The organism is Paraburkholderia sp. WC7.3g (genome assembly GCF_050436345.1).
Classification (GTDB): domain Bacteria; phylum Pseudomonadota; class Gammaproteobacteria; order Burkholderiales; family Burkholderiaceae; genus Paraburkholderia; species Paraburkholderia podalyriae.
In genome coordinates this window covers 2,526,875-2,551,409 of the sequence record NZ_JBNDMA010000002.1, presented here as the reverse complement: position 1 = coordinate 2,551,409, position 24,535 = coordinate 2,526,875, and the positions used below count along the sequence as shown (strand labels likewise).

Genomic DNA, 24,535 nt, shown 5'->3' with positions numbered 1-24,535 from the left:
CCGCCAGACGGCGACGGGCCGGGACGCTTCGCGACCCGGTTCGGTCGAGCATGCGGCGCGCGCAAAACCCGTATTTTGCCTTGCGGCGCGCCCGACGCGGGCAAAGCCGGCAATTCTAGCGGGCAATGGGGTGGGATTGGCGGGGAGTTGGGGGAGCGGGCGGTGTGGGGAGGCGCTTTGGGCGCTTCACGCGCCCGATCCGTGCTTAATTGCCGCCCGCATTGCCTTCTTCGGACTTCGCGTCGTCCCAGTTCATCCGGTGCCGATTAACGGTCTCGGTATGTCGCGCGTCGTCCTCGGTGTGCAGGTAAAGGCTGGTCGTATTCAGCGAGACGTGGCCGAGATTGTCGCGGATCGTGCGCAGATCGACGCCGCCGTCCGCCTGATGCGAACCGGCCGTATGCCGCAGCCAGTGAGCCGAAGCGCGCTCGAGTTCGTCGGCGCGATCGCCGAATTCCGGACCGCGCGCGCGCAACCACGTGGCCGCGCCCGCGAAGATGCCCTTGATCGCGTCGTGAATCGCCGAGCGCGACAAGCAGCGGTTGCGGCCCTTGAACGGCAGCACGAGCGGCGTCTCTTCGGCGCGGGTCGGTAGCGCGGCCAGCCCGTTCAGCGTCCGGTAGCTGCGCAGTTCCTGAACCAGTTCGGCCGACACCGGCACGATCCGCTCCTTATCGCCCTTGCCGAGCGTTTCGAGCCACCACTGGTCCTGACCATCGGCGCCGAGCCTTCTGAAAAACTGACCCATCTGCCCGCCGGCGACTTCGGAAATGCGCATGCCTTGCAGGTAGAACAGCGTGGTCAGCCAGCGGCAGCGCGCGTAATACGCGCGTTGCGCATCGGTGTCTTGCGGCAGTTGCTCGACGAACAGCTTCACTTCGTCCCATAGCGACGTCGACAGATAGCGCGTGACACGCGGCGCCGAGCGCTTCGCGCGCTGCCGCAGCAGCGCCATCGGATTGCCGCGCAGATAGCCGGCGTTGACGAGCCACGTGAACATCGCGTTCAGGATGATCAGCGCCTGGCGTTGGCTGGCCGGCGACAACGGCCCGTTGAACGGCCGCCAGCGTGCGTCGCCGCGCGCGTACTTGCCGCCGTTCGCCGACACCCAGCGAGCGGCCGGCTGCGGATCGGCGATGAATGACTTGAACCGCAGCAGATCCTCGTGGGTCAGCGACGACAGCGGCTTACCGAGCTGCACGACGGCCCACAGCAGCAGACGCTCCGCTTCCTTGCGGTAGTTGTCGAACGTGGTCTTGGTGTCCGCGTAATTGGAGAGCCACGCGCGCACCGCGTCGAGATCGTTGCGCGCCGATAGCTGCGAGTTCTCCACCGCGCCGCGATTGGTGCCGTCGCGGCCATCGAGCAGTTCCGGCACGACGAGCGATTCGACGGGCTGGACGGTGGCGAGTTCAGCGTTCGGGGCAGCTTTCGGCACGGCTTTGGACACGGTTCGGGACACTCCTCGGGCGCACGCCGGTTGGCGTCATTCTGCTCCGCTCAGACGCCATCAACGACGCTTGCCTGAAAAGAAAGCAGTGCCCACACTGTTGCGGACGAAACGCGAAACCCTAGCACACAGTCGGCGGCGCCTGGCGCAAAATAGGCGAGCGCGCTCAAGCTTCGACGCACAAGACGATCAATCGGCATACAGTAACGCAGCAGGTCGCGCGGGTCGCTGTCCGCTATAGCCGCCCTCTATTACCGGCATTGCCGTAATCGAATTCTATTGAACTTTGCCCTCGCCTATATTCGAATAGCAGTGGCGCGCCGATCGGAGTCATCCGTCAGAGACGCTGGGCAGGTTGGCGTCGACCTTGGATTTCATCAGTGCACTGCCGAGTCATTCGGCTGGCTGGCAGGTTTTCGGATCGTCAAATTGCCACGGAAGCCTGACACCATGACAAACGCATAACAAGTACCTTGCATGGGATTGGAGCCAGTGCCAACGCACCGACTCCGATCGACAACGGAGACATCCTCCAAAGGAGAGAACGCATGTCAAGCGAAGCAAAGTGCCCGTTCATCCATACCGCCGGTGGCGGGACGACCAATCGAGACTGGTGGCCGAAGCAATTGCGCCTCGACCTGCTGAACCAGCATTCGGATCGCTCGAATCCGCTGGACAAGGACTTCAACTATGCCGAGGCATTCAAGAGCCTCGACTACGCCGCGATCAAGCAAGACCTCGCCGCGCTGATGACCGATTCGCAGCCGTGGTGGCCCTCGGACTTCGGCCATTACGGTCCGCTGTTCATACGTATGGCATGGCATAGCGCCGGCACCTATCGCATCGGCGACGGCCGCGGCGGCGCGGGGCGCGGGCAGCAGCGTTTCGCGCCGATCAATAGCTGGCCGGACAACGTGAGCCTCGATAAGGCGCGCCGGCTGCTGTGGCCGATCAAGCAGAAATACGGCCAGAAAATTTCGTGGGCCGACCTGCTGATCCTGACCGGCAACGTCGCGCTCGAAACGATGGGCTTCAAGACTTTCGGTTTCGGCGGCGGCCGCGAGGACACGTGGGAACCGGATCTGGACGTCTACTGGGGCAATGAAAAGACCTGGCTCGGCGGCGACGTGCGCTACGGCAAAGGCGCGGCCGGCAGGGAAGACGACGAGGGCGTGCTCGTCGCCGACGAGGACCTGCACGGCACGGAGAAGAGCCGCACCGATCCGCCCGGGCGCAACCTCGAAAACCCGCTCGGCGCGGTGCAGATGGGCCTGATCTACGTGAATCCGGAAGGCCCGGACGGTAATCCCGATCCGCTCGCCGCGGCGGTCGACATCCGCGAAACGTTCGGGCGCATGGCGATGAACGACGAGGAAACCGTCGCGCTGATCGCCGGCGGCCACACCTTCGGCAAGACGCACGGCGCGGGCCCGTCCGATAACGTCGGTCCGGAGCCGGAAAGTGCCGGCCTCGAAGAGCGGGGGCTTGGCTGGCGCAACAGCTACGGCACGGGCAAGGGCGGCGACACGATCACGAGCGGTCTCGAAGTCACGTGGACCGAGACGCCGACGCAGTGGGACATGAGCTATTTTCAGAACCTGTTCGGTCACGACTGGGAGCTGACGAAGAGCCCGGCGGGCGCCAATCAGTGGGTCGCGAAGAACGCGGATGCCACGATCCCGCACGCGCACGACCCGTCGAAAAAGCTGCCGCCGACGATGCTGACCACCGACCTGTCGCTACGCCTCGATCCGATCTACGAAAAGATCTCGCGGCGCTTCATGGACAACCCCGACGAGTTCGCCGACGCATTCGCGCGCGCGTGGTTCAAGCTGACGCACCGCGACATGGGTCCGCGCGCCCGTTATCTGGGCCCGGAAGTGCCGTCCGAGGAACTGCTGTGGCAGGACCCGATTCCGGCCGTCGATCATCCGCTCGTCGACGACAAGGATGTCGCGGCGCTGAAGCAGAAGATCCTCGCGTCGGGGCTGTCGGTGTCGCAGCTGGTCACGACCGCGTGGGCGTCGGCCTCGACATTCCGCGGCTCGGACAAGCGCGGCGGTGCCAACGGCGCGCGCATCCGGCTCGCGCCGCAGAAGGATTGGGACGTCAACCAGCCCGCTGAGCTGGCGAAGGTGCTGAAGGTGCTCGAAGGCATCCAGAGCGAGTTCAATGGTGCGCAGTCCGGCGGCAAGAAGATTTCGCTCGCCGATCTGATCGTGCTGGCGGGCAACGCCGGCGTCGAGCAGGCCGCGAAGAACGCCGGGCATCAGGTGAGCGTGCCGTTCTCGCCGGGTCGCATGGATGCGTCGCAGGAGCAGACCGACGTCGTAGCGATCGCGGTGCTCGAACCGGTTCACGACGGCTTCCGCAACTATCTGAAGGGCAAATTCCCGGTGGCGGCCGAGAAGCTGCTGATCGACAAGGCGCAACTGCTGACGTTGACGGCGCCCGAGATGACCGTGCTGATCGGCGGCCTGCGCGTGCTGAAGGTGGGCGCTGGCAGCGAATCGCACGGTGTCTTCACGAACCGGCCGGAAACGCTGACCAACGACTTCTTCCGCAATGTGCTCGACATGGGTACGGAATGGACGCCGCTGTCGTCCGCCGCGGAAACGTTCGAAGGCTGCGACGCGAAGACCGGCGAGGTCAAGTGGACGGGTACGCGCGTCGATCTCGTGTTCGGCTCGAACTCGGTGCTGCGTGCATTGGGTGAGGTGTATGCGAGCGAGGACGGCCAGGACAAGTTCGTGCGCGATTTCGTGGCCGCGTGGGCCAAGATGATGGATCTGGACCGTTTCGATCTGGCTTGATCCAGCCGTTGTGGCAAATGGTTGAAAGTGGTTAGACGAAGTCGTGACGCGCGATTGCCGGGATGCCGGCAATCGCGTTTTTTGTTCGCCTCATCACTGATCGACTCAGCCCATCTTCAGCACCACCCTGAAACGCGCATGTCCGCTCATCATCCGGTCGAAGGCCCGCGCCGCCTCGGCGAGCGGATACTGCTCGATCATCGGCTTGACGCCGCTTAGCGCGCTGAACGCGAGCGTGTCCTGTGAATCGGCCGACGTGCCCGAGGGCCAGCCTTGCACCGAGTTGCGTCCCATGATGAATTGCGCGATCGGCACTTCGACCGGCTCTTCGGAGACGCCGACCATCAACAGCTTGCCGTTCAGACCGAGACCGCCGAGCGCGGCGCTCATCGCCTTGCCGCTCGTCACCGTGGCGAGTATCAGCTTCGCGCCGCCCAGGGCCTGCAGCGCCTCGGCGACGTTCTCCGTTTTGCTGTCGATGTAGTGATGCGCACCCAGTTGCTGCGCGAGCGGGGCCTTGTCCTGACCGCGCGCGATCGCCACGGTGCGAAAGCCCATCTTGCGCGCGAACTGCACGCCGAGATGACCGAGGCCGCCGACGCCGAGAATCGCGACGACGTCACCGGCGCGCGCGCCGCTATTGCGTATCGCGTTGAAGGTCGTGATGCCCGCGCACAGCAGCGGAGCGGCATCGACATCGGACAGGTCGTCGGGAATGCGCGCGAGCGCTTCGACCGGCGCCACCATGTATTCGGCGTAACCGCCGTCGTAGCTGATGCCGGGAATCAGCGCGTACTGGCACAGCACGAAATCGCCCTGGCGGCAGCGTTCGCATTTGCCGCAATGCCCGCCGTGCCAGCCGACCCCGACACGCTGGCCGACCTGCCAGCCTTCGACACTCGCACCGACCGAATCGATCACGCCCGCGATCTCGTGCCCGGGTACGCGCGGATAGCTCAGCCCCGGCCACAGGCCTTCCTTGGTCATCACATCGCTATGACAGATGCCGCAAGCATGAATCCTGATGCGCACGTGACCCGACCCCGGCTCGGGCACATCGCGCTCGACCAGTTCGAGCCGGCCACCGGCCTGTTTCACTTCGACTGCTTTCATCGAGGGCATGATGTTCTTCCTTTCCAGTGACGAACGGGGCAAGAGGGGAACGAACCCAATCATGATAGGCCGCGTCCACACGGCTGGCCACAAAGAAGCCGCCGCCGCATAGCGTATGGCGATGACATGCGATGTAATTGGCGCGCCGCATGGCTGCCCCTACTCTTCGACTACCGCGCCGTCGATCCGATGGCGCACACGTCAAGGAGATACCATGTCCAGTTATCCCGTTCACACGATCGAGTCCGCTCCCGCGCAGTCGAAACCCGTGCTCCAGAAACTGCAGCAGGCGTTCGGCCTGATTCCGAACATCGCGGCTACGATGGCGGCTTCGCCGGTGCTGATCAACGGCTTCATCGGCCTGTTCGAGCGCGTGCATGCGAGCAGTCTGACGGAGCCGGAGATCCAGACGGTGCTGCTCACCAACGCCGTCACGAACGCCAGCGAATGGGCGGTCGCGTTTCATACCGCGCTCGGCTTGAATGCGGGACTGCGCCGCGCCGATGTCGAGGCGATCCGCCACGGCGGCTTGCCCGACGACGCGAGGCTCGCGGCGCTGTCGACGCTCGCGCGCTCGCTGATCGACAAGCGCGGCCGCCTCAACGACGAGGACCGGCAACGCTTCATCGCGGCAGGCTTCAGCGCCGAGCAGATTCTCGAGGTGATTGCGGTGGTCGCCGCATCGACGATCACGAACTACACCGGCAGCGTGACCGAGCCGCCGCTCGAAACGCAGTTCGGGGAATTTGCGTGGCATGCGCCCACGCCCACACCGATGCGCTAAAGCAGTCCTGATCGGGCATCAAGAGGAGGGAAAACACGATGAACGTCACGAGTCACGATCCGAAAGTGCAGCCGGGCGATCTCGGCAGTCTGTTGCGCTATTGGCGTGACGTGCGCGGCGTGAGTCAGCTCAATCTGTCGCTCGATGCTGGTATCTCGCAGCGGCAGATCAGCTTCATCGAAAGCGGGCGCAGCGTGCCGGGCCGCGACACGCTGCTGACGCTCGCACAGACCCTGGACGTGCCGCTGCGCGAGCGCAATGCGCTGCTGCTCGCCGCCGGTTACGCGCCGATCTATTCGGAAACACCCTGGAATGCGCAGGAAATGCACAGCGTGGTTCGCGCGCTCGAACGGGTCGTGCGTCAGCATGAGCCGTATCCGGCGCTCGTGATGGACCGCGACTGGAATGTGCTGATGACCAACGACGCGGCGCCGCGCTTCTTCAACTGTTTCATCGACATGGCCGCGCGTGAAGGCCCGCGCAACATGCTGCATCTGATGTTCGATCCGCGCGGGATGCGTCCGTTCGTCGCCGATTGGGAGGAGGTCGCGCGAAGCCTGCTGCAACGGGTGTATCGCGAGTCGGTCGGTCGTGTGGTCGGCGACAACACGAAGCGCCTGCTCGATGAACTGCTCGCGTATCCCGACGTGCCGCGCGACTGGAAAACGCATCATGGCTCTTCTACGACGCACGCGACGATGCCGATGATTCCACTAGGCTTTGTCAGCGGGGGCGCGGTGCTGCGCTACTTCTCGATGGTCACGACCGTGGGTGCGCCGCAAAACGTGGCCGCCCAGGAGCTGCGCATCGAATGCATGTTCCCCGCCGACGATGCCACCGAAGCGCGTCATCAGCATCTGCTTGCGACGCATGCGTCCCGGGTCGATTATTCGTGAATGGCGTTGAACCGCGTGTCTCGCATGCTATTTTCGTAGGGTTCGATGCAGCCAGAGCAGGCAATGCAAGCGAACAACATCAGGAGCCCTCATCATGCGCAATCAACCGAAAGACGGTGTCGATCGACGCGACTTCATGAAAACGGCAATGGCGCTGGTCGGGGCATCGACCGCGCTCGTCACGCAGGTCGGCCCTGCCCATGCGCAGGGCGCGAATGCGCCTGCCGCCGGCGCGGCAACCGGCGCGCGTCAGCGAACGCTCTACACGGGCGACGTGATCGACGGCAAGAAGGTGATCAATGCGCTCGACGTCGACGACCTGCCGCGCGGCGCGAAGCACATGTTCTATTTTCAGGGCGTGCAGATGCCGACGGGGCTGACGGTCGCTGCCGCGTGCGTGATCGGGCTGTCTCGCGGTTACTGGCCGATCGCGTTCGCGCAGATCGCGACCGCAGTAGCGGGCTCGGTCATGGGCACCGCGCTGATGGGACTGTCACTTGGCATGACCGGCCGGAGAAACTTCGACCGGCAATACGGTCGCAACCAGGTGGCCAACCATGCCGGCAACATTGCGGCGGCCGCCTTGTCCGGCGCGATCGGCTGGTGGCTCGGTATCGTCTGGGTGTTTGCGCTTGGGGCGGCCTTCGGCCTCGCATGCATTGCATCCGTGTTGCTGATTCCTGCGCGCGCGGTGCATCGGCATTATGCTCGCGGCCTTGCGCATGAGGACGACACGGATCGATCGCAGGTGCGCGCGCACAGCATCCGAGCGTGGGAGCCGCGGGCGGCTGCCTGAGTCTCCTGCTGGGCGGATGGCTCGCGAGCCGCTTCGGGTACCCAACGGCGTTCGTCGCGCTCGGTAGCCTCGCGCTGATCTCGCTGGCCGTGTGGGTCACCCAGGGCGCGACGATCAGGCGAGCCTGCGATACGCGCCGCGACGAGTTGGAGAAAATGGCCGACATCGACGCGTCGGCGTTGTTTTCGTAGCGTGTCCGGCGGGGCGCGCGTTCAGCGAACGCAGACGCCGCATCGCCATGGTCCATCCATTTGAGGTAATATAATTCATCAAGTGGAGGGCTTATGAGTGACACGGTGAAAGTACGGGTTTTTCTAGGTTATGGCGGCAGTGCCCATGTCGATCCGGCTGCGTTTACCAGCATCTTCCGGGTGGATCCGACCTTCCGGATCGCTATCATCAAGTCAGGTGTAAAGCCCGAAACATTCGGTGTCATCGCGAGGCAGATGGACCGTAGCCGCGAGCAGCTCGGCAAGACGCTCGGGTTATCGGTGACGACCATCGACCGCAAGCAGAAGGCCGGCGAAAATCTGTCGTCAGAGCAGAGCGAGCGAGTCGTGGCGATGGCGAGACTCATTGGCCAGGTGCAGGCTATGGTCGAGGAGTCGGGCGATCCCGAGGGGTTCGACGCCGCGCACTGGCTGGGACGCTGGCTCGATGAGCCATTACCGGCGCTGGGCGGTCAGCGGCCGGCGGAATTCATGGACACCGCGGAAGGACGGGAACTGGTTTCGCGGCTTCTCGCCATGGCGCAAAGCGGAGCCTACGCTTGACGGGCGGCGCGACGCTGTGGCGTATTGGAACCGACACACCCGGCTATGCGGCCGACGACATGACAGGGGTGGGGGCGAAGATCACGGGCGGTCGATGGAACCGTCCGGGAACGCCTTTGCTTTATACGGCCGGCAGCATCGCGCTTGCCTGCCTCGAGACGCTGGTCCATCTGAAGTTCGGTGATCTGCCGTTGAACCGTTACCTGATCTCGATTGCCGTGCCGCCGGCTGTCTGGCGCAAAACGGTGTCGCTGGTGGACCCGAGCACACACGTGGGCTGGGACGCGTTGCCGGCGGGCATGGTCAGCCTCGATGTTGGGGAGCAGTGGGTTCGATCGAAGGCGAGCGCGCTGGCCGTCGTTCCGTCGGTGATCGTTCCCCGTGAACTGAACGTGCTGGTGAATCCCGGGCATCCAGACATCTCGAAGCTGAAAGTCACGAAGCACGAAAAGTGGTCATACGATCACCGGCTCATGAAAAGAGCCTGATCCGTCGATGTTTGACCCAGATCAAGCCGCCCGTCACGACGGGGCTCGTGATGTAAGCGCCTGACGCATTACGTTTCCGCGACCGCTCGCCGACGCATCACACGACCTGGTCGAGGGGGCCGACCGGCTTCGAATGCGGCGTGCTCAACGGCAAAGTTCAGCCGGGCTGCACGGTGGCGATCGTCGGCGCCGGACCGATCGGGCTCGCGGCGCTATTGACCGCGCAGTTCTACTCACCGGCGCAGATCATCATGATCGACCCCGATGCGAACCGGCTCGAGGTCGCGCAGCGCTTCGGCGCGACCGCGTGCATGGCGTCAAGTGCGATCTGCACCTGGACAAGCTGTGGGACCGCAACATCGCGATCACGACGCGTTTCGTCGATACCGTCAGTACACCGATGCTGATGAAGACGGTCAAGGCGGGCGGATCGATCCCACGTGTCTGATCACGCATCGATTCCGGCTCGACGATATCCTTTCGGCTTACGAAACATTTTCGAGCGCCGCGAGCACGCGCGCGTTGAAGGTGTTGATCGAGGCGTCATAAGCGTCGTAAGCGGTTCGCAGCGGAGGCATGGATCGGCCTCGTCGCGCGGATGCGGGTCTGAGCGTGAGCCGCGTCGGCAAGGCACAGCACGCGGGCGCTGCGCGACAGTCTGACCGGGCGCATTCGCGCGCTCGTCGAACGGGCCGTGCACGAACGTGCGGGCGCGGCGCAAGCAGCCGGGAGTTCTGCCGGGCGGAAAGCTCAGTGAGATAGAAAGCCGCACCGCTTCAGCTAGGCAAGTCGAAAATAGTGATCGGGATCGTGCTGGGACGTGCGCGCCACAAGTGGTATCCGTCCCGGGGACGTGGTGAAGTCAGGGGTTTTTTGGGATGGTGTCCTGTTGCACAATCGAGCCTCTTCAATTGACTGTGAGGCACGATGACTTCGCTTTTTCTCGATGCTGACCACAATGTCCGTGACGGGACACGCGGACATTTCTTCTCGCGGAGCGTTCGCAAGTCGCAATACCTTCACATCCAGTCTCCCTGGATGTTTGATGTGGTCCGGTGGCTTCATTTTGCAATGCCGGCCAGCGCGCCCCGCGAACGACGCGACGATCTCGAGGAAGGCATGAAGGAGGCCCTTGCAGCGTGGCTGCGGCACGCGCCATCCATGCTGCTGTGCCACCAGTCGCACGAACTGCGCGATATGCTTGGTCGAAGTGACATTCGCGTTCATATGTACAGGGTGAAAGACCATGAGGTTGCCAAAGCCCTGTACAACGGAGTGAAGGACGGTAGCCTGATCTTCGTCCCTGAGCGGGACGAGATGCGCAAGTGCGTGCAGGCGATACGGGAGCAGCGGGAAAAGGCTTCGCGGCCCACTACCGCGCGCGCGCAACAACCGGCCGACGCGGACATGGCAAGCTCGCGATATGGCAACAGCCCGCGCGTGCCGCAGAATCTCGGCAATGCAAAGCAGTTCGAATACAGGCCGGAGGCACTGAGCGATGACGTTGAACAGCTTGCGGACAGCACAGTCAAGGAAAATTACGCAGCCAAAATGCTTGGTTACGAGCGGAAGCTCTTTGGAAACATGATTCATACGATGAAGCGGGCGAATCAATTGCGCGGTGACGACAACGTAATCTGGCACGACGATGGAGGTGTTGAATTCAAGGGAGTAATCGTCGACAACATGCACTCCTACGCGCCTTAATGGAATTTCACAATGACGGTCAAACATCAACTCGCATACGCATCATTTACGATCTATCAGGAGGTTGAGCCGCCTGAATTCTGGACGAACTATTTTGGTGTCACCCCTGACATGCAGCGTGTAAAAGGGCAATTCCCTGCTACACCGTCGGGCCAGAAAAGCAAATTCGCAGCACGAATCAGCCTATGGAGTGTCGATAGCAAAGATGATGTCGACAGTGACGTTCTGACGCCACACCTTCGCTATCTAATCGAACGCTTGGCGCTACCCCGATCGGATTTACCGGAACTGCTCAGGCGCACCGGTGCGCAGATGCGTTTTTTTTGCTATTGGGATAACGAGAGCGGCGACCGTGTACCAGATATCCCGGAGGATATCCGCACGATGATGGAAGCCCTGGGCGGGACTATCGAGATTGACGAGTACCGCGATTAACGACGCGGGTGAAATACATTCGAAAACGCGCGAATGAACATAGCACCGCGAATGCGCGCAATCATTCCGCGAAACGCGTCACCACCGCGGCGCTGACCGTTTCCATTTCGGCGAGCGCGGGTTTCGCAGCGATCGGCAGCACGGTGCGTTCGATCTGTCCAGCAACTTCGTGAAGGGCCGGCGCCAACTCAGATGCTTGCGCGAGCCGCGCCCAGAAGCGGGCCGGTCGGCGCGTGCTTCGTCGACGAGTGCTTCGCAGTCGGCCATGCCGTCGATGGCAGTGTCTGCCAGAAGCAGCGGGGCGGCTGCGCGCATGACTCGTATAGGGCTCTGGATGTCACGCGCCGCGGACCTCTATACTGTGCGTCGTCAAACACGAGGCCTGCCGAAGTCGACATCGCTGGAACCCGCGCATCCATGGATACTGATTTGTCGTCGTCGCCCCGCTCACGGCTCGCGCGCGTTATCGAGGTGTTCATCGTATTTCTGAAACTCGGGCTGACCAGCTTCGGCGGCCCGATCGCTCACATCGGCTACTTCCGGCGCGAGTTCGTCGAGCGTCGGCACTGGCTCGACGACGAAGCCTTCACCGATCTGGTCGGCCTGTGCCAATTTCTGCCTGGACCCGCGAGCAGCCAGACGGGATTTTCGATCGGGCTGCTGCGGGCGGGGTGGGCCGGGGGCCTTGCCGCGTGGTGCGGCTTTACGCTGCCGTCGGTACTCGTGATGCTGGCCTTTGCCGCAATCGCCCCCGATCTGCGCGGAGCGCTCGGCACGGGCGTGATTCATGGCCTGAAACTCGTCGCGGTGGCCGTCGTGGCGCAGGCTGTCTGGGACATGGCGCGCCGTCTGTGTCCGGACCGCCGCCGCGCGGCGATCGCGCTCGCGTCGCTCGGATTGCTGAGTCTGCTGGCCACCGCCTACGCGCAACTGATCGCGATCGCCGCCGGCGCCGTGCTCGGTGTCGCGCTGTGCCGGACGACGCCAGCGCAAGCGCCACGCCCCGCTGCGCGACGGGCCGGCGACTTTCAGGTGTCGCGCACGGCCGGCACCGCCGCGCTGATGGTCTTTTGCACGCTGCTGTTTGCGTTGCCGCTGTGGGCGGCAAGCGGGGCCTCGCAAGGCATCCGCCTGTTCGATGCGTTCTATCGCTCCGGTGCGCTCGTGTTCGGAGGCGGGCATGTGGTGCTGCCGTTGTTGCAACGTGAAACCGTCGCGACAGGATGGGTCGCGCCCAACGACTTCCTCGCCGGCTATGGCGCGGCCCAGGCCGTGCCGGGACCGCTGTTTGCGTTCGCGGCGTTTCTCGGCTGGATGATGACGCTCCCGCCGAGACACTGGAGTGGCGCACTGCTGGCGATACTGGGCATTTTTCTGCCGGGTCTGCTGCTCGTCGTCGCCGCGTTGCCGTGGTGGCAAACGCTGCGCGCGCGTGCGGCGATGTCGGCGGCGCTTGCCGGCGTCAATGCGGCCGTGGTCGGCCTGTTGGCCGCCGCGCTTTATTCCCCGGTGTGGACGAGCGCGGTCTTGTCGCCGACGGATTTCGCCGTGGCGTGCATCGGCTTTTTGCTGTTGATGCGCTGGAAAGCGCCGCCGCTTGCGCTCGTCGTGCTGTGTGTCGCCGCCGGCGTGGCGCAAACGGTGCTGCACCACGTCTGACGCGCGAATTGCGCGCGCCCTTCAAAAGCACCGATGTGCATCGTCTGTCGATCGGCTGAGCGCGGGCCGGCCAATGAGCGGCTTACGCGTCGCCCGGTTTTCCGGGCAGCATGCGCTTGAGCACGTCATCGCCCAGCACATAGTGATGAAACAGCGCGGCGGCGGCATGTCCCGCCGCGATGACGATGATGGCCCAGCCGACGAAGTCATGAGCCTCGCCAATCGCATGATGGGTCGCCTTACTGGTCGGCGCGAACGGAGAGGGGATCTCCACGCCGAAAAAGCTCATCGATTCGTTGCCGGACCATCGCAGCGCGAAACCCAGTACCGCTTCACCGATCAGCAGCGCATACAGAAGATAGTGGACGCCTTTCGCGGCCAGCTCGATCCACCCCGCGCCAACAGCGGGACTTTGACGTCCGGGTACCAGACGCCACGCAATGCGCACGATCAACACCGCCGACAGCAATATTCCAAACGACATGTGGCCGACGATCATCAGGTGGCGCGTGGGCTTTGGCGCAAATCCCCAGGTGTGGGCCAGACCGAATTGTGCCAACACCAGAATCACCGTGATCCAATGCAGCAGGATCGAGAAAGAGTCGTATTGCGTGCGGTCATCGCCGGCGGCGATTCGCGTTGCCGTCGCGGTCGCGGATGAATGTTTGAGCTTGGTCATCGGGTCGATCGAACAGAATGAGCGCCAATGGAGCGTACCGGGATCTGGTGAACCATTGCCTAAGGGTAGGACAAGCCTGGCGCCATCGCCACGTTAAGTCTCACGATTGCGTGGCCCGGTATCCGCTAAGATCGTCGCGGGATCCACCGACCAGAAAGATTTCAAAACGAAACGCGCAATGGACCGTATCGACGCCATGAAGGTATTCGTCGCCACGCTCGACGAGGGAAGTCTCGCGGGTGCAGGCCGCCGGCTGGGCCGTTCACCGGCGGCGGTGAGCCGGGCCATCGCGTTTCTGGAGACGCACACCGGCACGCCGCTCCTGTACCGCACCACGCGCACGATCCGGCTAAGCGAGGCGGGCGAGCGCTACGCGCTGGCGTGCCGGCGCATCCTCGCGGATCTCGAGGAGGCGGATCTGCTCGCAGCCGACGAACGCTCCGCGCCGCGCGGCCTGCTCGGCGTGACGGCGGCGGTGGCGGTGGGCGAGCAGGTGCTGCGCCCGATCGTCGATTCGTTTCTCGATCGCCACCCTCAGGCGTCGATCCGCCTGCATCTGCTCGACCGGCCCGTCAGCCTGATCGACGAGGGCATCGACGTAGCGTTGCGCATCGCCCATCTGCAGGACTCGACGCTCGTCGCCGTTCCGGTGGGCGAGGTGAGGCGGGTGGTGGTCGCTTCGCCCGACTATCTCGCCACGCATCCGCCCATCGTGGCGCCCGCCGATCTCGCCAGCCATCCGATCATTTCGATGACGCATTTCGGGCTCGACTCGTGGAGCTTTCCGGCGGCGCGTCAAACGGCGCTGCCGCAGGTCGTGCGGTTCACGCCGCGCTTCATCGTCAATACGATCCGCGCGGCGCTGGCTTCCGCCGTGGCCGGGCATGGCGTCACGCGGCTTTTCTCTTATCACGTGGCCGAGCAGGTCAAGGCCGGTGCGCTGAAAATCGTGCTGCGCGACAGCGAGCATGCGCCGCTGCCCGTCAACCTGGTGATGCCGCACGGGCGCCTTTCAGTGCCGAAGGTGCGCAGTTTCGTCGATTTCGCCACGCCGCTGCTGCGCGACTATTTCGAGCGAACCCAGCACATCACCGACGCCGACTGACGCTGATTCGTCCGCCGCGCGGAAGAATGACTTACGCAGCGCGGCGATTCTCCCGGGCTGCGACTCGAGCTAGACTGGCTCCCATATTCATCAGGTGCTTAACAGCCTTGGTAGAGGGGAGTCATCATGCAGCAAGCCGTCTCGAATCCGACCGCTCCGGCCGGCTACAACGTCTGGCGGGGCACGCTCGCCGGGGCCAGCGCGAGTCTCATCGGCATCGGTCTCGCGCGTTTTGCCTATACGCCGCTGTTGCCGGCCATCATCGGCGCGCACTGGTTTCCCGCCACGAGCGCGGCTTATCTGGGCGCGGCGAACCTCGGTGGCTATCTGGCCGGCGCGCTGCTGGCGGGCGCGATGGTGCGCGTGGCGAAACCCGCCACCGTGATGCGCGCGATGATGCTGCTCGCGACCGTCGCCTTCGTGGCCTGCGCGGCGCCCGTGTCGTTCCTGTGGTTTTTCGTCTGGCGCCTCGTCTCGGGGATCGCGGGCGGCGCGCTCATGGTGCTCGCCGCGCCCACCATCCTTGCGCACGTGCCGGCGGCGCGCCGGGGCTTCGCGAGCGGCGGCATCTTCACGGGCATCGGGCTCGGCATCGCGGCCTCGGGCACGATCGTGCCGATTCTGTTGCGTCAGGGGCTCGCCTGGACGTGGCTCGGGCTCGCGGCCGTTTCGCTCGCGCTGACCTTGGTGGCGTGGAACGGCTGGCCCGAGCACGCCGCGCCCGCGCATGCCGATGCGCGCTTGCGCTTCGAAACAGCGCCTGCCTATCCGCGCGCTGGCCTGCGCGCGCTGTATGCCGAATATGGCCTGAACGCCGTGGGGCTCGTCCCGCACATGCTCTTTCTCGTCGATTTCGTCGCGCGCGGGCTCGGTCGCGGCGTCGATGCGGGCGCCGAATTCTGGGTGCTGTACGGCCTGGGCGCGATCGTCGGACCGCTCGCGGCGGGCCATCTCGCCGATCGCGCGGGCTTCGGGCGCGCGCTGCGCGTCGCGTATCTGGCGCAGGTCGTTGCGGTCGCGATCCCGGCCGTGGGCTGGTTCGGGCCGGCGGGGCTGATGGTCTCGGCCTTGCTCGTGGGCGCATTCACGCCGGGCATCGTGCCGCTAGCGCTCGGCCGCGTGAACGAATTGCTTGCGCACCATCCGTCCGCCGTCAAGGATGCGTGGAGCCGCGCGACGACGAGCTTTGCCGTGATGCAGGCGATAGCGGCCTACGGTCTTTCGTTCGTGTTCTCGTCGAGCGGCGGCAATTATCAGATGCTTTTCGTGATCGGCGCAGTCGCGCTGTTGCTTGCGCTCGTCGTCGATCTTGTGTCCGCAAGCAGAGTGAAATGAGCGCCCGTGCGCCGCGCCAACTACACGGTGGTGGCCGCGCGGCTCGTGACCGCGATGATGGTGCTGCTCGCCAATATGTCGATCGAGCCGATCATCTCCGTGTAAATCGGCGGCCTTGGCGTCGGTGCGGCGCATGTTGCGCGCGTGGCGGGCGTGGTTATGGCATGCTCGGCGCTCGGGAGCATGCTGACGGCCGCGCGCCTCGGCGCCGCTTGCGGCGGCTTCGCGCGCTGGGCGCACCGGCGCGCTGGGGCCTGACACGCTGGCAAGCTGGCAAGCTGTCGGGCACATTGAACCTTTAACGCATCCGGTGGGGAAGGAAACATGAGCACTCAAGCGGACAATACTCAAGCGGACAATCGCGCGTTGCTGCGCGCGCTCGGCATCCGCAAGCCGATCATTCAGGCGCCCATGGCCGGCGTCACCACGCCGGCGCTGGCCGCCGCGGTGTCGAACGCGGGAGGTCTCGGCTCGCTCGGCGTTGCCGCGATGAGCGCGGAGAATGCGCGCCGCGCGATCCACCAGACGCGTGAACTGACAACGCGGCCGTTCAACGTCAACGTGTTCTGCCATCGCCCGGCCACGCCCGATGCCGCCATCGAACGTGCCTGGCTCGATTGGCTCGAACCGGTGTTCCGGCAATACGGCGCGGCGCCGCCGCAAGCGCTGTCCGAGATATACACGAGCTTCGTCGTCGATACGGCGATGCAGGCGATGCTGCTCGCGGAGAAGCCGGCCGTCGTGAGCTTCCATTTCGGCTTGCCGCCCGATGCGGTGATCGCGCAACTCAAGCACGCCGGCATCCGTTTGCTGGCGAGCGCGACCAATCTCGACGAAGCGACCGCGGCCGTCGAGGCGGGGGTCGATGCGATCGTCGCCCAAGGCATCGAAGCGGGCGGCCATCGCGGCGTGTTCGACACGACCGGGCGCGACGAGCGCCTCGGCACGTTCGCGCTGACGCGCCTGCTGGTGAGTGAGTTCGACGTGCCCGTGATCGCGGCGGGCGGCATCATGGACGGCGCGGGCATCGCGGCCGCGCTCGCGCTGGGCGCACAGGCGGCGCAATTGGGCACGGCGTTCGTCGCGTGTCCGGAAACCTCGATCGACGACGATTATCGCCGCGCGTTGCTCAGCGATGCGGCGCGCTCGACGACGTTGACCTCGGCCATTTCGGGGCGCCTCGCGCGCAGCATCGTCAATCGCTTCACCGCGCTCGGCGAAGACCCGCGGGCCCCGCGCACACCGTCCTATCCGATTGCCTATCACGCGGGCAAGGCGCTCAATGCGGCCGCCAAGGCCAAGGGGGAGTTCGGCTACGACGCGCAATGGGCGGGGCAGGCCGCGCCGCTTGCGCGTTCATTGCCCGCGGGGGAACTGATCGCGCAGCTGGAACGCGAGACGCGTGAAAGTATCGAGCGGCTGCAATCGGTGTGGAATTGAGCAGCCGAGCTCATGCAACGCAAATTCGACGATCTGCTGCTGGGCAGCATCGAGCTTTTCTGCCTCGCGGCGGAGCTCGGAAGCTTTACGCTGGCGGCCAATGCCGCGAGCGTCATGCCGGCGGCCGTGAGCCGCTCAGTGGCGCGGCTCGAGGAACGGCTCGGCGTGCGCCTGTTCGTGCGCACGACGCGGCGGGAAGTGGACGATGCGCTCGTCACCTACGATGCCGAACAACGTCGCCGCGATCGGCTGACCACTGCCGTCAGCATGAACGAGCGCGCTCTCGCGGTCGCGCGGGAACGCTACGAGGCGGGCGCTCTCGACTATCTCGACGTGCTGAACGTGCAGCGGCAATTGCTCGAAGCGCAGAGCAATCTGCAGAAGAGCAAAGGCGGCGGGGAGGGCAGTTCGAGAGCGAGTTCGGCGAGTTTCTGTCGGACGGACATGGTCGGCTCCTTTGAGCGCGATGTCGAGCGCGCGAAGCTGATCACGCGCTTAATGTGCGGATACCCGCACTGACGACGTTCTGCGTCGTGAGTGCGGGCGTTGACCGGGAGCGACATCGGCGCGCTTACTGACCTGCGCTCTGGCCACCGTCCACATGCAGGATCTCGCCGGTCACGAACGGTGCCGAGTCGAGATAGAGGATCGCATTGACGATGTCGCTCATCTCGCCCATGCGTCCGACCGGATGCAAGCCGGCGAGCGTCGCGTGCGATTCGACCGGATGCATCGGCGACTTGATCACCCCAGGCGACACCGCGTTGGCACGGATACCGGCGCGCGCGTATTCGATCGCGAGCGAGCGGGTCGCGGCATTCAGACCGCCCTTCGTGAGCGCCGCGAGCACCGACGGCACGTGGCTGCTCGCCTTTTCCGCGAGCGTCGTGGTCACGGTGACCACGTGGCCGCTGCCATGCTTCTGCATCGCCTGGATCGCGTACTGGGTGATGTGGAAGAAGCCGTTCAGGTTCACGTTCAGCAGCGCCGCGTAGTCTTCGGCGGTGTACTGCGTGAACGGCTTCGCGATGAAAATGCCCGCGTTGTTCACGAGCGTATCGACGCGTCCGAAGTGCTCGATGGCAGCGTCGACCACGCGGCGTGCGGTGGCGGCCTCGCCGATGTCGCCGGCCACGGCGACATGGTCGGCCTCAACCGTCGGTGCGATGGAACGAGCGGTGGCGACGACGCGATGACCCTGCGCGCGGAACGCTTTGGCGGTTTCAGCGCCGATGCCTTGCGAAGCGCCGGTGACGATGACGACCTTTGAAGTGCTCATGGTTTGCCTCACGGTATGATGGACTCGGCCTGCTGGCCGTTCGAACCGATGGATCCGATGCAGGCCACTGTAGGCGCATCCGCCTCGGCTTCGAACACACACCGTGGACAAAGAGTCTTGCGTCACGAGAACAAATCACGGCGCCGGCGACGCCGGCGGCTAGAACCACAGCCAGCGCCAGATACCCGCGGGCCAACCGGCGAGCGGGATATGCGCCCAGGTCGCCACGAGCCAGAAAACGAGGCCGCCCGCCAGCGCGTGCATGCCGAACCCGCCGAGCCGCGCGCGGCCGGCGGCGATTGCCGCGAACGGCAGATAGCTGGTCTTCGATTCCCATACGGGCCACAGATCCGGTTGCAGCCGGCGTTTCTTGCGGTCCTGTAACGCGGCACCGACCAGTGCGAGGATGATGATCGCCGCGGCAAGGACGATGTTCCGGGTGACCGGGAACACAGCGACATGGCACAGTCCCCAAAGCGCGAACGACCACATCATCGGGTGACGAGTGACCGCGTACACGCCGCGCGCCGCGTCGGGAAACGCGGCGCCCCGGCCAACGGTGGGCAAGGCGGGGTTGCGGATCAGCGAGCCCATCAGCAGGATCGACGCGATCAGCATCAGCACGGTCACGACCGCCCACAGCGCGTCGCCTGCCGGCCATAGCGGTGCGGAGACGGGCGTCCTGTCGTAAGCCATGACCATCCAGCCGAACGTGAGTATCGCAATCAGCGAATAGACGCCCATCGCGCCCCGTTCGCCGATCGCATGGACCATACCGGCCCGCAACGGATGGGACAGCAGAAAGTGACTGCCGACAAAAGCGAATGCCGCCACGACAAGTATGTCGATGCTTCCCATTGGCCCGGCTCCTCAAGTCAGATGATCGGTCGACCGTGTGCAATGGAGAATACTACGTCGGGTGGGGCGACGAAATGATCACGCCGGATCGCGCAAGTCGAAACAACTGCGTCGAGTCCGCGATCCGGTCAACGGCTTCCCGTCAGCGTCGCATCGCGGTGGCGGCGGCGTCCATCGCTGATGCCGCTTTTATTCTATCGACCGGTGTTGCGCTTTGGTGTACTGGCGGTAGTCCGCGATTATTGACGCGGGGGAGCCGCTGACATCATGAAACCTGTCGAAGAACCGTTTGGCATGGCGCTCGCAGTAGCGCTGGAGTCGCAACGAGGGCGCGGCTGGAGCGTATTCATCGAAGCGCTGGCCGTGCCGGCAAGGGTCGGCATTCATCCACACGAACACGGTGCGCCACAGGCAATCGTGATCGACGCGCGGCTCGGCTACGGTGCTGCGCCGAGCGAAGCGAACGGATGGATCGACTACGACGGGTATTGCACGCGCATCGCAGACTTTCTCGCCCATAAACCGCATACGCGCCTGCTTGAAACGCTGGTCGCGGACATTGCGGAACTCTCGTTTCGGCAATGGCCCGCCCTTGAGACGCTGACGCTTAGCGCACACAAGCCGAAAATCCGGCCCGGCACGCGTTGCGTAGGTGTCACGCTCGATTGGACGCGCGCGGACTATCTGCTGTGGCGCGGCGCCGCGCAACGCTGAATGTGCGCGAGTCGGACCGGCGCGTGGACGGTCTCGGCCGTCCATTTTTTGGGCGCGCATTGGCGTTGCCAGTTTGTTAGCGCAGCAAACGCCGGCAAACCGACGGATCGAGAGACTCAAACTATTAACACGACATTATAGTACTAATGTCGTGTTTGAGGCGGTCGTATGTAGCACATATAGCGTTTTACGTTGTATTATCAACACATCACCACGCATGCAGCCGCGCCCGCCATGACCCTCGAATCCGACATCGAAATCGCCCGCCAAAACGCATCGGACACGCAATCGCTCTATCGCGAGGTTTGCGCGCTGCTGTTTTTCCGCTACGGCGAAACCCCGACCGCGAACCGCCTGTATCAATTGGTGCGCAAAGGCAGCATGAGCGCGCCGGCCAAAGCGTTGCGCGATTTCTGGACCGACGTGCGGGACAAAACGCGTATCGACGTCGGCCGCCCGGATTTGCCGCAGGAGGTCGCAGCGGCCGCCGGCGAGTTCGCGGCGCAAATGTGGCGTCTGTCGAGCGACGCCGCGACCGCCGCGCTCGACGTATTCAGACACGACGCCGACGCGCAAATCGCCGCGGCGCGAGAACAGGCAGCGCAAAGCGACATGCAGCGCCAGCAGGCCGTTGCCCACGCCGAACAGGCGGCCAGCGATGCCGCAACCGCGCGTGCACGGATGGCTGGGCTCGAGGCGCGCATCGTCGAGTTGCAGACCGCCAACGACATGTTGACGGCTCAATTGGCCGCATCGAAGGAAGAAATCGCGGCCGCAGGCGCCGCGCTCGCCGATGCCCGGCGCGATTTCGCCGACGAACTCGCGAAGCTGCGCCGCTCGCACGAGCAAAACGAGCAGCGGCTCGCCGCGGCGGAAATGCGCGCCTTGCTCGAAATCGACAGTGAGCGGGCCGCGGCACAGCGTCTGCGCAAGGAGCTTCAGGCAAGTCAGGAGCGGGCGGCGGCGCTCGAAGCCAAATCGCGGACCGAGCGCGACGCGTTGCGCGACGAATTGGCCGCATCGAAATCGGAACTGGCCGCCTGCGCTGCACAGCATGCCGCGACTCGAACGCAGCTCGCGCAAAAGGATGCGGCGCTGGCCGAACGCGTGGCGGCGTCCGACCTGTTGCGCCAGCGTATCGACACGCTGTCACGGCAGCTGGAGGCGGCGCGAACAGAAAAAGCATCCGCGCGCCCTGCCCGCCGCGCCCGCGAAAAATCGTCCGCGCAAGCCCGCGCGACGGCGGGTTTCTCAGGCGCACCGTTCATCAAACGTTCGTCCAACACAAAATCACGCGAAGATTGAGGCACGCGACGTCCTGGCGTGCCACGACACGAATCGCAAAGTGGTTACCTTAAACTCCACGAAACCGGTTCTCCACCAAGCCAGTCGAGCGACTAACCTGATCTCATGTCAAACCCACCGCGAGGACGGATAACATGAAGATCATGCACGTCGACGCCAGCGCAAAGCGCGAGCGATCCAATTCCCGCGCACTCGCCCGCTATTTTCTTGAGCGTCTGCGCGAAGAACGCGTCGACTTCGAGCTCGACTATCTGGACGTGACACTCGACACGCCTGCGCACGTCACCAAGCCGTTGGCGATCGCGACCTTCCGCGTTCAGATAAGTCACGCCGGTCCGCGTAACGCGTGCGCGTGGAGAGTTGGCCGCGCAGTGGGCAAAAGGCGCACGCGCGGCGAACCGCGAAGCCGAGGTGCTGTGTCAGGCTGACGAGGAGTGACGCCATGAGCACGATCCGCACACTGTTCGCGTCGGCGTTGCTGGCCGGCGCCGCGATCGCGGGCACGTTGGAGCCCGCCGATGCCGCCGACACCGGCGAGGCGAGCTATGTGCTGTCGGGCGCGATCCGCAGCCGTGTCGATAACGGCGCCGAGCGCATCTACCATGCGGGCGAATCGTGGACCGAGAAGCCCGGCGCGCATCACAGGGTCAGCGAGAACGCGAGCACGACCGAGCCGGCAAAACTGCTCGCGATTTTCGTCGCGGATACGAACGACCCACAGCTCGTGACGTTCGATAAAAAGTAATCGTGATGGAACGGCGGCACTCGCCGCCCGCCCGCATCGATGCAACTGCAACGATCCGCGCGAACGCTGCATCAGAACCGCGGATGACACTCGAAACTGACCGACGACTCGTGCTCGGTCATCACGCTGACGCCGCTGACGGTTTCCGTACTCACGCTGCTGCGCATGCCGCGGCGCTCGCAGTAGTCGCGTGCTTCGTTCATCGCGAGTTCGTGCGCGCGCGCCCACGCCATGCGTCCGCCGGTCGCGCTGGCGGCCACCGTGTAGGTGCCGGGCTTGCCGCTCGCGACCACGTCCGTGCTCGACGCGCATCCGACCACACTCGCGCACGCAAGCGCCACCGCGGCCACCGCGCGCATGCGCGCGAGCAGCGCCGCCCTCTTCCTTTCTGTGCTTTCTGCCTGCGCAACGCACGCAGCTTCAAGTAGCCGCGCCGTTTTGCGCGCCTCGGCAACACTGTCCAAACCTTGACTCGACATCGTGGAACACCTGCATTTTTAACCGGATAGTCAGGCAGTAATTATCCGGAATCGTTCGCGCAAGATCAGCCGATACAACCGAAAACACTGTTGCGTGCCTCTTAACAATGGATGGCAGCGCGACGCCCTGCCAACGTCGGCGATGAGCGGACCATATGGTTCATAAAGGGACTTCCCGAATCGCTTTTCAGCGCCTAGTCTGTAACGATGCCTTTTGCGCTCACAGGCATAGCGAACCGCAAGCAGCCCCCACAACATAGCGGCATACACCGGTCGCCGAACCGGAGGAGACGTATATATGGATCTCGAAGTACGCACCATGCGCCGCGTCACGGTCCGGCTCGTGCCGTTCCTGATGCTGTGCTATTTCATCGCCTATCTCGATCGCGTGAACGTCGGCTTCGCGGCCCTGCAGATGAACCAGGCGCTCGATCTGTCCGCGAGCGCGTTCGGCTTCGGCGCGGGCGTGTTCTTCCTCGCGTACTTCTTTTTCGAAGTGCCGTCGAACCTGCTGCTGGAACGATTCGGCGCGCGCCGCTGGATCGCGCGGATCATGTTCACGTGGGGCATTCTCGCGGGCGCGATGGCGTTCATCCCGGACATCGCGCGCTTCACCGGGCTCTCGTCCGCGCACGTATTTTTCGGCCTGCGCATTCTGCTTGGCGTCGCCGAGGCCGGCTTTTTCCCCGGCATCATCTTTCTGCTGACCTTGTGGTTTCCGGCCGCGTATCGCGGACGCGTGGTCGGCTACTTCATGGCGGCGATTCCTCTGTCGACGGTGATCGGCGGACCGATCTCCGGCGCGCTGCTGTCGCTCGATGGCCGCGGCGGACTCGGCGGCTGGCAGTGGCTGTATCTGATCGAGGCGCTGCCAGCGGTACTGCTGTCGCTCGCGGTGCTGTTGTATCTGACCGACAAGCCCGCCGACGCCAGCTGGCTCAGCACCGACGAGCGCGACTGGCTGATCGCGCGCCAGAAGCAGGAGCGTGAGCATCGCGAGGCGGTGCGCCACTTCAGCGTGAAGGAGGCGCTGATCAATCCGCGCGTGCTCGCGATCGCGCTGATCTATTTCGGGGCGAACGCAACCAACTATGGCCTGAGCTTCTTCTTGCCGCAGATCGTGAAAGCGTTCGGCCTCACCAATCTGCAGACCGGTTTCGTGACGTCGCTGCCGTACGTGGTCGGCCTCGTCAGCATGATTGTGTGGGGACGGCATTCGGATCGCCATCTGGAACGCCGCTGGCACGTCGCGATTGCGCTGTTCATCGCGGCGGCGGGCATCGCGGCCGCGGCCGGGCTCGATGATCCGGTGCAGAAGATGATCGCGCTATCGATTGCCGGCTTCGGCATCTTCGGTTGCCTGCCGGTGATCTGGACCCTGCCGGCCGCGTTCCTGTCGGGCGCGGCGGCCGCGGGCGGCATCGCCGCGATCAATTCGCTCGGCAATCTGGCGGGCTTCTTCGGGCCGTTCGCGATGGGCTGGATCAAGGACAGCACCGGCGGCTTCGGCGCCGGGCTGCTATGCCTCTCGGGCGCGGGGCTCATCGGGATGGCGGCGGTGTTGCTGCTGCATCACGACACGTCGCTCGAGACGGTGCATGGCAATCCGCATCAGCGCCCAACGGGTGAAGCGGGCATCGCGAAGTCTTAGCGCTTTCGGCTCATCCTCGTTCAAGATGCAC

23 protein-coding genes and 6 pseudogenes are annotated in these 24,535 nt (G+C 64.5%); 22 read left to right on the top strand and 7 right to left on the bottom strand.

Annotated features, from left to right (window positions below; all coding sequences use genetic code 11):
• Positions 1-205 precede the first annotated feature (205 nt).
• Positions 206-1,450 (bottom strand): tyrosine-type recombinase/integrase, encoded by a 1,245-nt coding sequence (locus tag OKW43_RS23140; RefSeq protein WP_187635326.1) that lies wholly within the window; start codon positions 1,448-1,450, stop codon positions 206-208.
• Positions 1,451-1,998: 548 nt separating this feature from the next.
• On the opposite strand from OKW43_RS23140, the gene katG reads away from it, so the two are divergent.
• Positions 1,999-4,263 carry a catalase/peroxidase HPI gene (katG, locus tag OKW43_RS23135; protein WP_429450083.1) on the top strand — a complete coding sequence of 755 codons (2,265 nt, stop codon included), beginning with the start codon at positions 1,999-2,001 and terminating at the stop codon, positions 4,261-4,263.
• 105 nt (positions 4,264-4,368) lie between these two features.
• On the opposite strand, the gene OKW43_RS23130 is transcribed toward katG, so the two are convergent.
• Positions 4,369-5,385 carry an alcohol dehydrogenase gene (locus OKW43_RS23130; RefSeq protein ID WP_429450081.1) on the bottom strand — a complete coding sequence of 339 codons (1,017 nt, stop codon included), beginning with the start codon at positions 5,383-5,385 and terminating at the stop codon, positions 4,369-4,371.
• Positions 5,386-5,590: 205 nt separating this feature from the next.
• Here OKW43_RS23130 and OKW43_RS23125 point away from each other — a divergent pair, with 205 nt between their 5' ends.
• The 9 genes and pseudogenes from OKW43_RS23125 (at position 5,591) to OKW43_RS23085 (ending at position 11,255) form a co-directional block, all read left to right on the top strand.
• Positions 5,591-6,160: a carboxymuconolactone decarboxylase family protein gene (locus OKW43_RS23125; protein WP_429450079.1), complete on the top strand. Its 570-nt coding sequence runs from the start codon at positions 5,591-5,593 to the stop codon at positions 6,158-6,160.
• Between the two features lie 38 nt (positions 6,161-6,198).
• A complete protein-coding gene (locus OKW43_RS23120; protein ID WP_429450077.1) occupies positions 6,199-7,056 on the top strand; it encodes a helix-turn-helix domain-containing protein in 858 nt (285 codons plus the stop codon).
• A gap of 94 nt (positions 7,057-7,150) precedes the next feature.
• Positions 7,151-7,852 carry an MFS transporter gene (locus OKW43_RS23115; protein ID WP_429450075.1) on the top strand — a complete coding sequence of 234 codons (702 nt, stop codon included), beginning with the start codon at positions 7,151-7,153 and terminating at the stop codon, positions 7,850-7,852.
• On the top strand, positions 7,828-8,043 hold the full coding sequence (locus OKW43_RS23110; protein ID WP_429450072.1) for a hypothetical protein: 216 nt from the start codon (positions 7,828-7,830) through the stop codon (positions 8,041-8,043). Before OKW43_RS23115 ends, OKW43_RS23110 begins: the two co-directional genes overlap by 25 nt.
• 93 nt (positions 8,044-8,136) lie before the next feature.
• Positions 8,137-8,625: a type II RES/Xre toxin-antitoxin system antitoxin gene (gene parS, locus OKW43_RS23105; RefSeq protein WP_187635320.1), complete on the top strand. Its 489-nt coding sequence runs from the start codon at positions 8,137-8,139 to the stop codon at positions 8,623-8,625.
• Positions 8,622-9,113: an RES family NAD+ phosphorylase gene (locus OKW43_RS23100; protein WP_429450070.1), complete on the top strand. Its 492-nt coding sequence runs from the start codon at positions 8,622-8,624 to the stop codon at positions 9,111-9,113. The genes parS and OKW43_RS23100 overlap by 4 nt, the downstream gene beginning before the upstream one ends.
• A 119-nt stretch (positions 9,114-9,232) precedes the next feature.
• Positions 9,233-9,662: pseudogene (locus tag OKW43_RS23095) on the top strand (alcohol dehydrogenase); the annotation flags it as partial.
• Positions 9,663-10,040: 378 nt separating this feature from the next.
• The gene (locus OKW43_RS23090) at positions 10,041-10,820 is read left to right on the top strand and encodes a hypothetical protein (protein ID WP_429450067.1); all 780 of its coding nucleotides are present in this window, start codon (positions 10,041-10,043) and stop codon (positions 10,818-10,820) included.
• Positions 10,821-10,832: 12 nt separating this feature from the next.
• A complete protein-coding gene (locus tag OKW43_RS23085; RefSeq protein ID WP_429450065.1) occupies positions 10,833-11,255 on the top strand; it encodes a DUF4279 domain-containing protein in 423 nt (140 codons plus the stop codon).
• A gap of 61 nt (positions 11,256-11,316) precedes the next feature.
• Here the strand turns inward: OKW43_RS23085 and OKW43_RS23080 are convergent, their stop codons facing one another.
• Positions 11,317-11,442 (bottom strand): hypothetical protein, encoded by a 126-nt coding sequence (locus tag OKW43_RS23080; RefSeq protein ID WP_429450063.1) that lies wholly within the window; start codon positions 11,440-11,442, stop codon positions 11,317-11,319.
• A gap of 230 nt (positions 11,443-11,672) precedes the next feature.
• On the opposite strand from OKW43_RS23080, the gene chrA reads away from it, so the two are divergent.
• The gene (gene chrA / locus OKW43_RS23075) at positions 11,673-12,914 is read left to right on the top strand and encodes a chromate efflux transporter (RefSeq protein ID WP_429450061.1); all 1,242 of its coding nucleotides are present in this window, start codon (positions 11,673-11,675) and stop codon (positions 12,912-12,914) included.
• A gap of 82 nt (positions 12,915-12,996) precedes the next feature.
• Here chrA and OKW43_RS23070 read toward each other — a convergent pair whose 3' ends face one another.
• Positions 12,997-13,593 carry a cytochrome b gene (locus OKW43_RS23070; RefSeq protein WP_429450059.1) on the bottom strand — a complete coding sequence of 199 codons (597 nt, stop codon included), beginning with the start codon at positions 13,591-13,593 and terminating at the stop codon, positions 12,997-12,999.
• Between the two features lie 178 nt (positions 13,594-13,771).
• Between OKW43_RS23070 and OKW43_RS23065 the strand changes: the two genes are divergently transcribed.
• The 6 genes and pseudogenes from OKW43_RS23065 to OKW43_RS23040 all read left to right on the top strand — a co-directional run.
• Positions 13,772-14,698 (top strand): LysR family transcriptional regulator, encoded by a 927-nt coding sequence (locus OKW43_RS23065; protein ID WP_429450057.1) that lies wholly within the window; start codon positions 13,772-13,774, stop codon positions 14,696-14,698.
• A gap of 126 nt (positions 14,699-14,824) precedes the next feature.
• Positions 14,825-16,033: a YbfB/YjiJ family MFS transporter gene (locus OKW43_RS23060; RefSeq protein WP_429450055.1), complete on the top strand. Its 1,209-nt coding sequence runs from the start codon at positions 14,825-14,827 to the stop codon at positions 16,031-16,033.
• Positions 16,034-16,045: 12 nt separating this feature from the next.
• Positions 16,046-16,267, top strand: a pseudogene (locus tag OKW43_RS23055) (MFS transporter); the annotation flags it as partial.
• A gap of 90 nt (positions 16,268-16,357) precedes the next feature.
• The gene (locus OKW43_RS23050; RefSeq protein WP_429450053.1) at positions 16,358-17,473 is read left to right on the top strand and encodes an NAD(P)H-dependent flavin oxidoreductase; all 1,116 of its coding nucleotides are present in this window, start codon (positions 16,358-16,360) and stop codon (positions 17,471-17,473) included.
• Positions 17,474-17,485: 12 nt separating this feature from the next.
• Positions 17,486-17,668: pseudogene (locus tag OKW43_RS23045) on the top strand (helix-turn-helix domain-containing protein); the annotation flags it as partial.
• Positions 17,666-17,992 (top strand): annotated as a pseudogene (locus OKW43_RS23040) (TolC family protein); the annotation flags it as partial. The pseudogenes OKW43_RS23045 and OKW43_RS23040, both read left to right, overlap by 3 nt.
• A 52-nt stretch (positions 17,993-18,044) precedes the next feature.
• Here OKW43_RS23040 and OKW43_RS23035 read toward each other — a convergent pair.
• Together OKW43_RS23035 and OKW43_RS23030 are read right to left on the bottom strand one after the other, a co-directional pair.
• Positions 18,045-18,752, bottom strand: coding sequence for an SDR family NAD(P)-dependent oxidoreductase (locus tag OKW43_RS23035; protein WP_187635312.1), 708 nt, complete (start codon positions 18,750-18,752; stop codon positions 18,045-18,047).
• 159 nt (positions 18,753-18,911) lie between these two features.
• Positions 18,912-19,610, bottom strand: a complete 699-nt coding sequence (locus OKW43_RS23030; RefSeq protein ID WP_187635311.1) for an NnrU family protein — start codon at positions 19,608-19,610, stop codon at positions 18,912-18,914.
• 267 nt (positions 19,611-19,877) lie between these two features.
• Here OKW43_RS23030 and OKW43_RS23025 point away from each other — a divergent pair, with 267 nt between their 5' ends.
• The 4 genes and pseudogenes from OKW43_RS23025 to OKW43_RS23010 all read left to right on the top strand — a co-directional run.
• Positions 19,878-20,324 (top strand): dihydroneopterin aldolase, encoded by a 447-nt coding sequence (locus OKW43_RS23025; RefSeq protein WP_187635310.1) that lies wholly within the window; start codon positions 19,878-19,880, stop codon positions 20,322-20,324.
• Positions 20,325-20,558: 234 nt separating this feature from the next.
• On the top strand, positions 20,559-21,629 hold the full coding sequence (locus OKW43_RS23020; RefSeq protein WP_429450050.1) for a DNA-binding protein: 1,071 nt from the start codon (positions 20,559-20,561) through the stop codon (positions 21,627-21,629).
• 134 nt (positions 21,630-21,763) lie between these two features.
• Positions 21,764-21,940, top strand: a pseudogene (locus OKW43_RS23015) (NAD(P)H dehydrogenase); the annotation flags it as partial.
• A gap of 230 nt (positions 21,941-22,170) precedes the next feature.
• Positions 22,171-22,374, top strand: a pseudogene (locus OKW43_RS23010) (cupin domain-containing protein); the annotation flags it as partial.
• Between the two features lie 71 nt (positions 22,375-22,445).
• Here the strand turns inward: OKW43_RS23010 and OKW43_RS23005 are convergent.
• Positions 22,446-22,853, bottom strand: coding sequence for a hypothetical protein (locus OKW43_RS23005; protein WP_429450048.1), 408 nt, complete (start codon positions 22,851-22,853; stop codon positions 22,446-22,448).
• A gap of 298 nt (positions 22,854-23,151) precedes the next feature.
• On the opposite strand from OKW43_RS23005, the gene OKW43_RS23000 reads away from it, so the two are divergent.
• On the top strand, positions 23,152-24,504 hold the full coding sequence (locus tag OKW43_RS23000; RefSeq protein ID WP_429450046.1) for an MFS transporter: 1,353 nt from the start codon (positions 23,152-23,154) through the stop codon (positions 24,502-24,504).
• Positions 24,505-24,535: the final 31 nt, after the last annotated feature.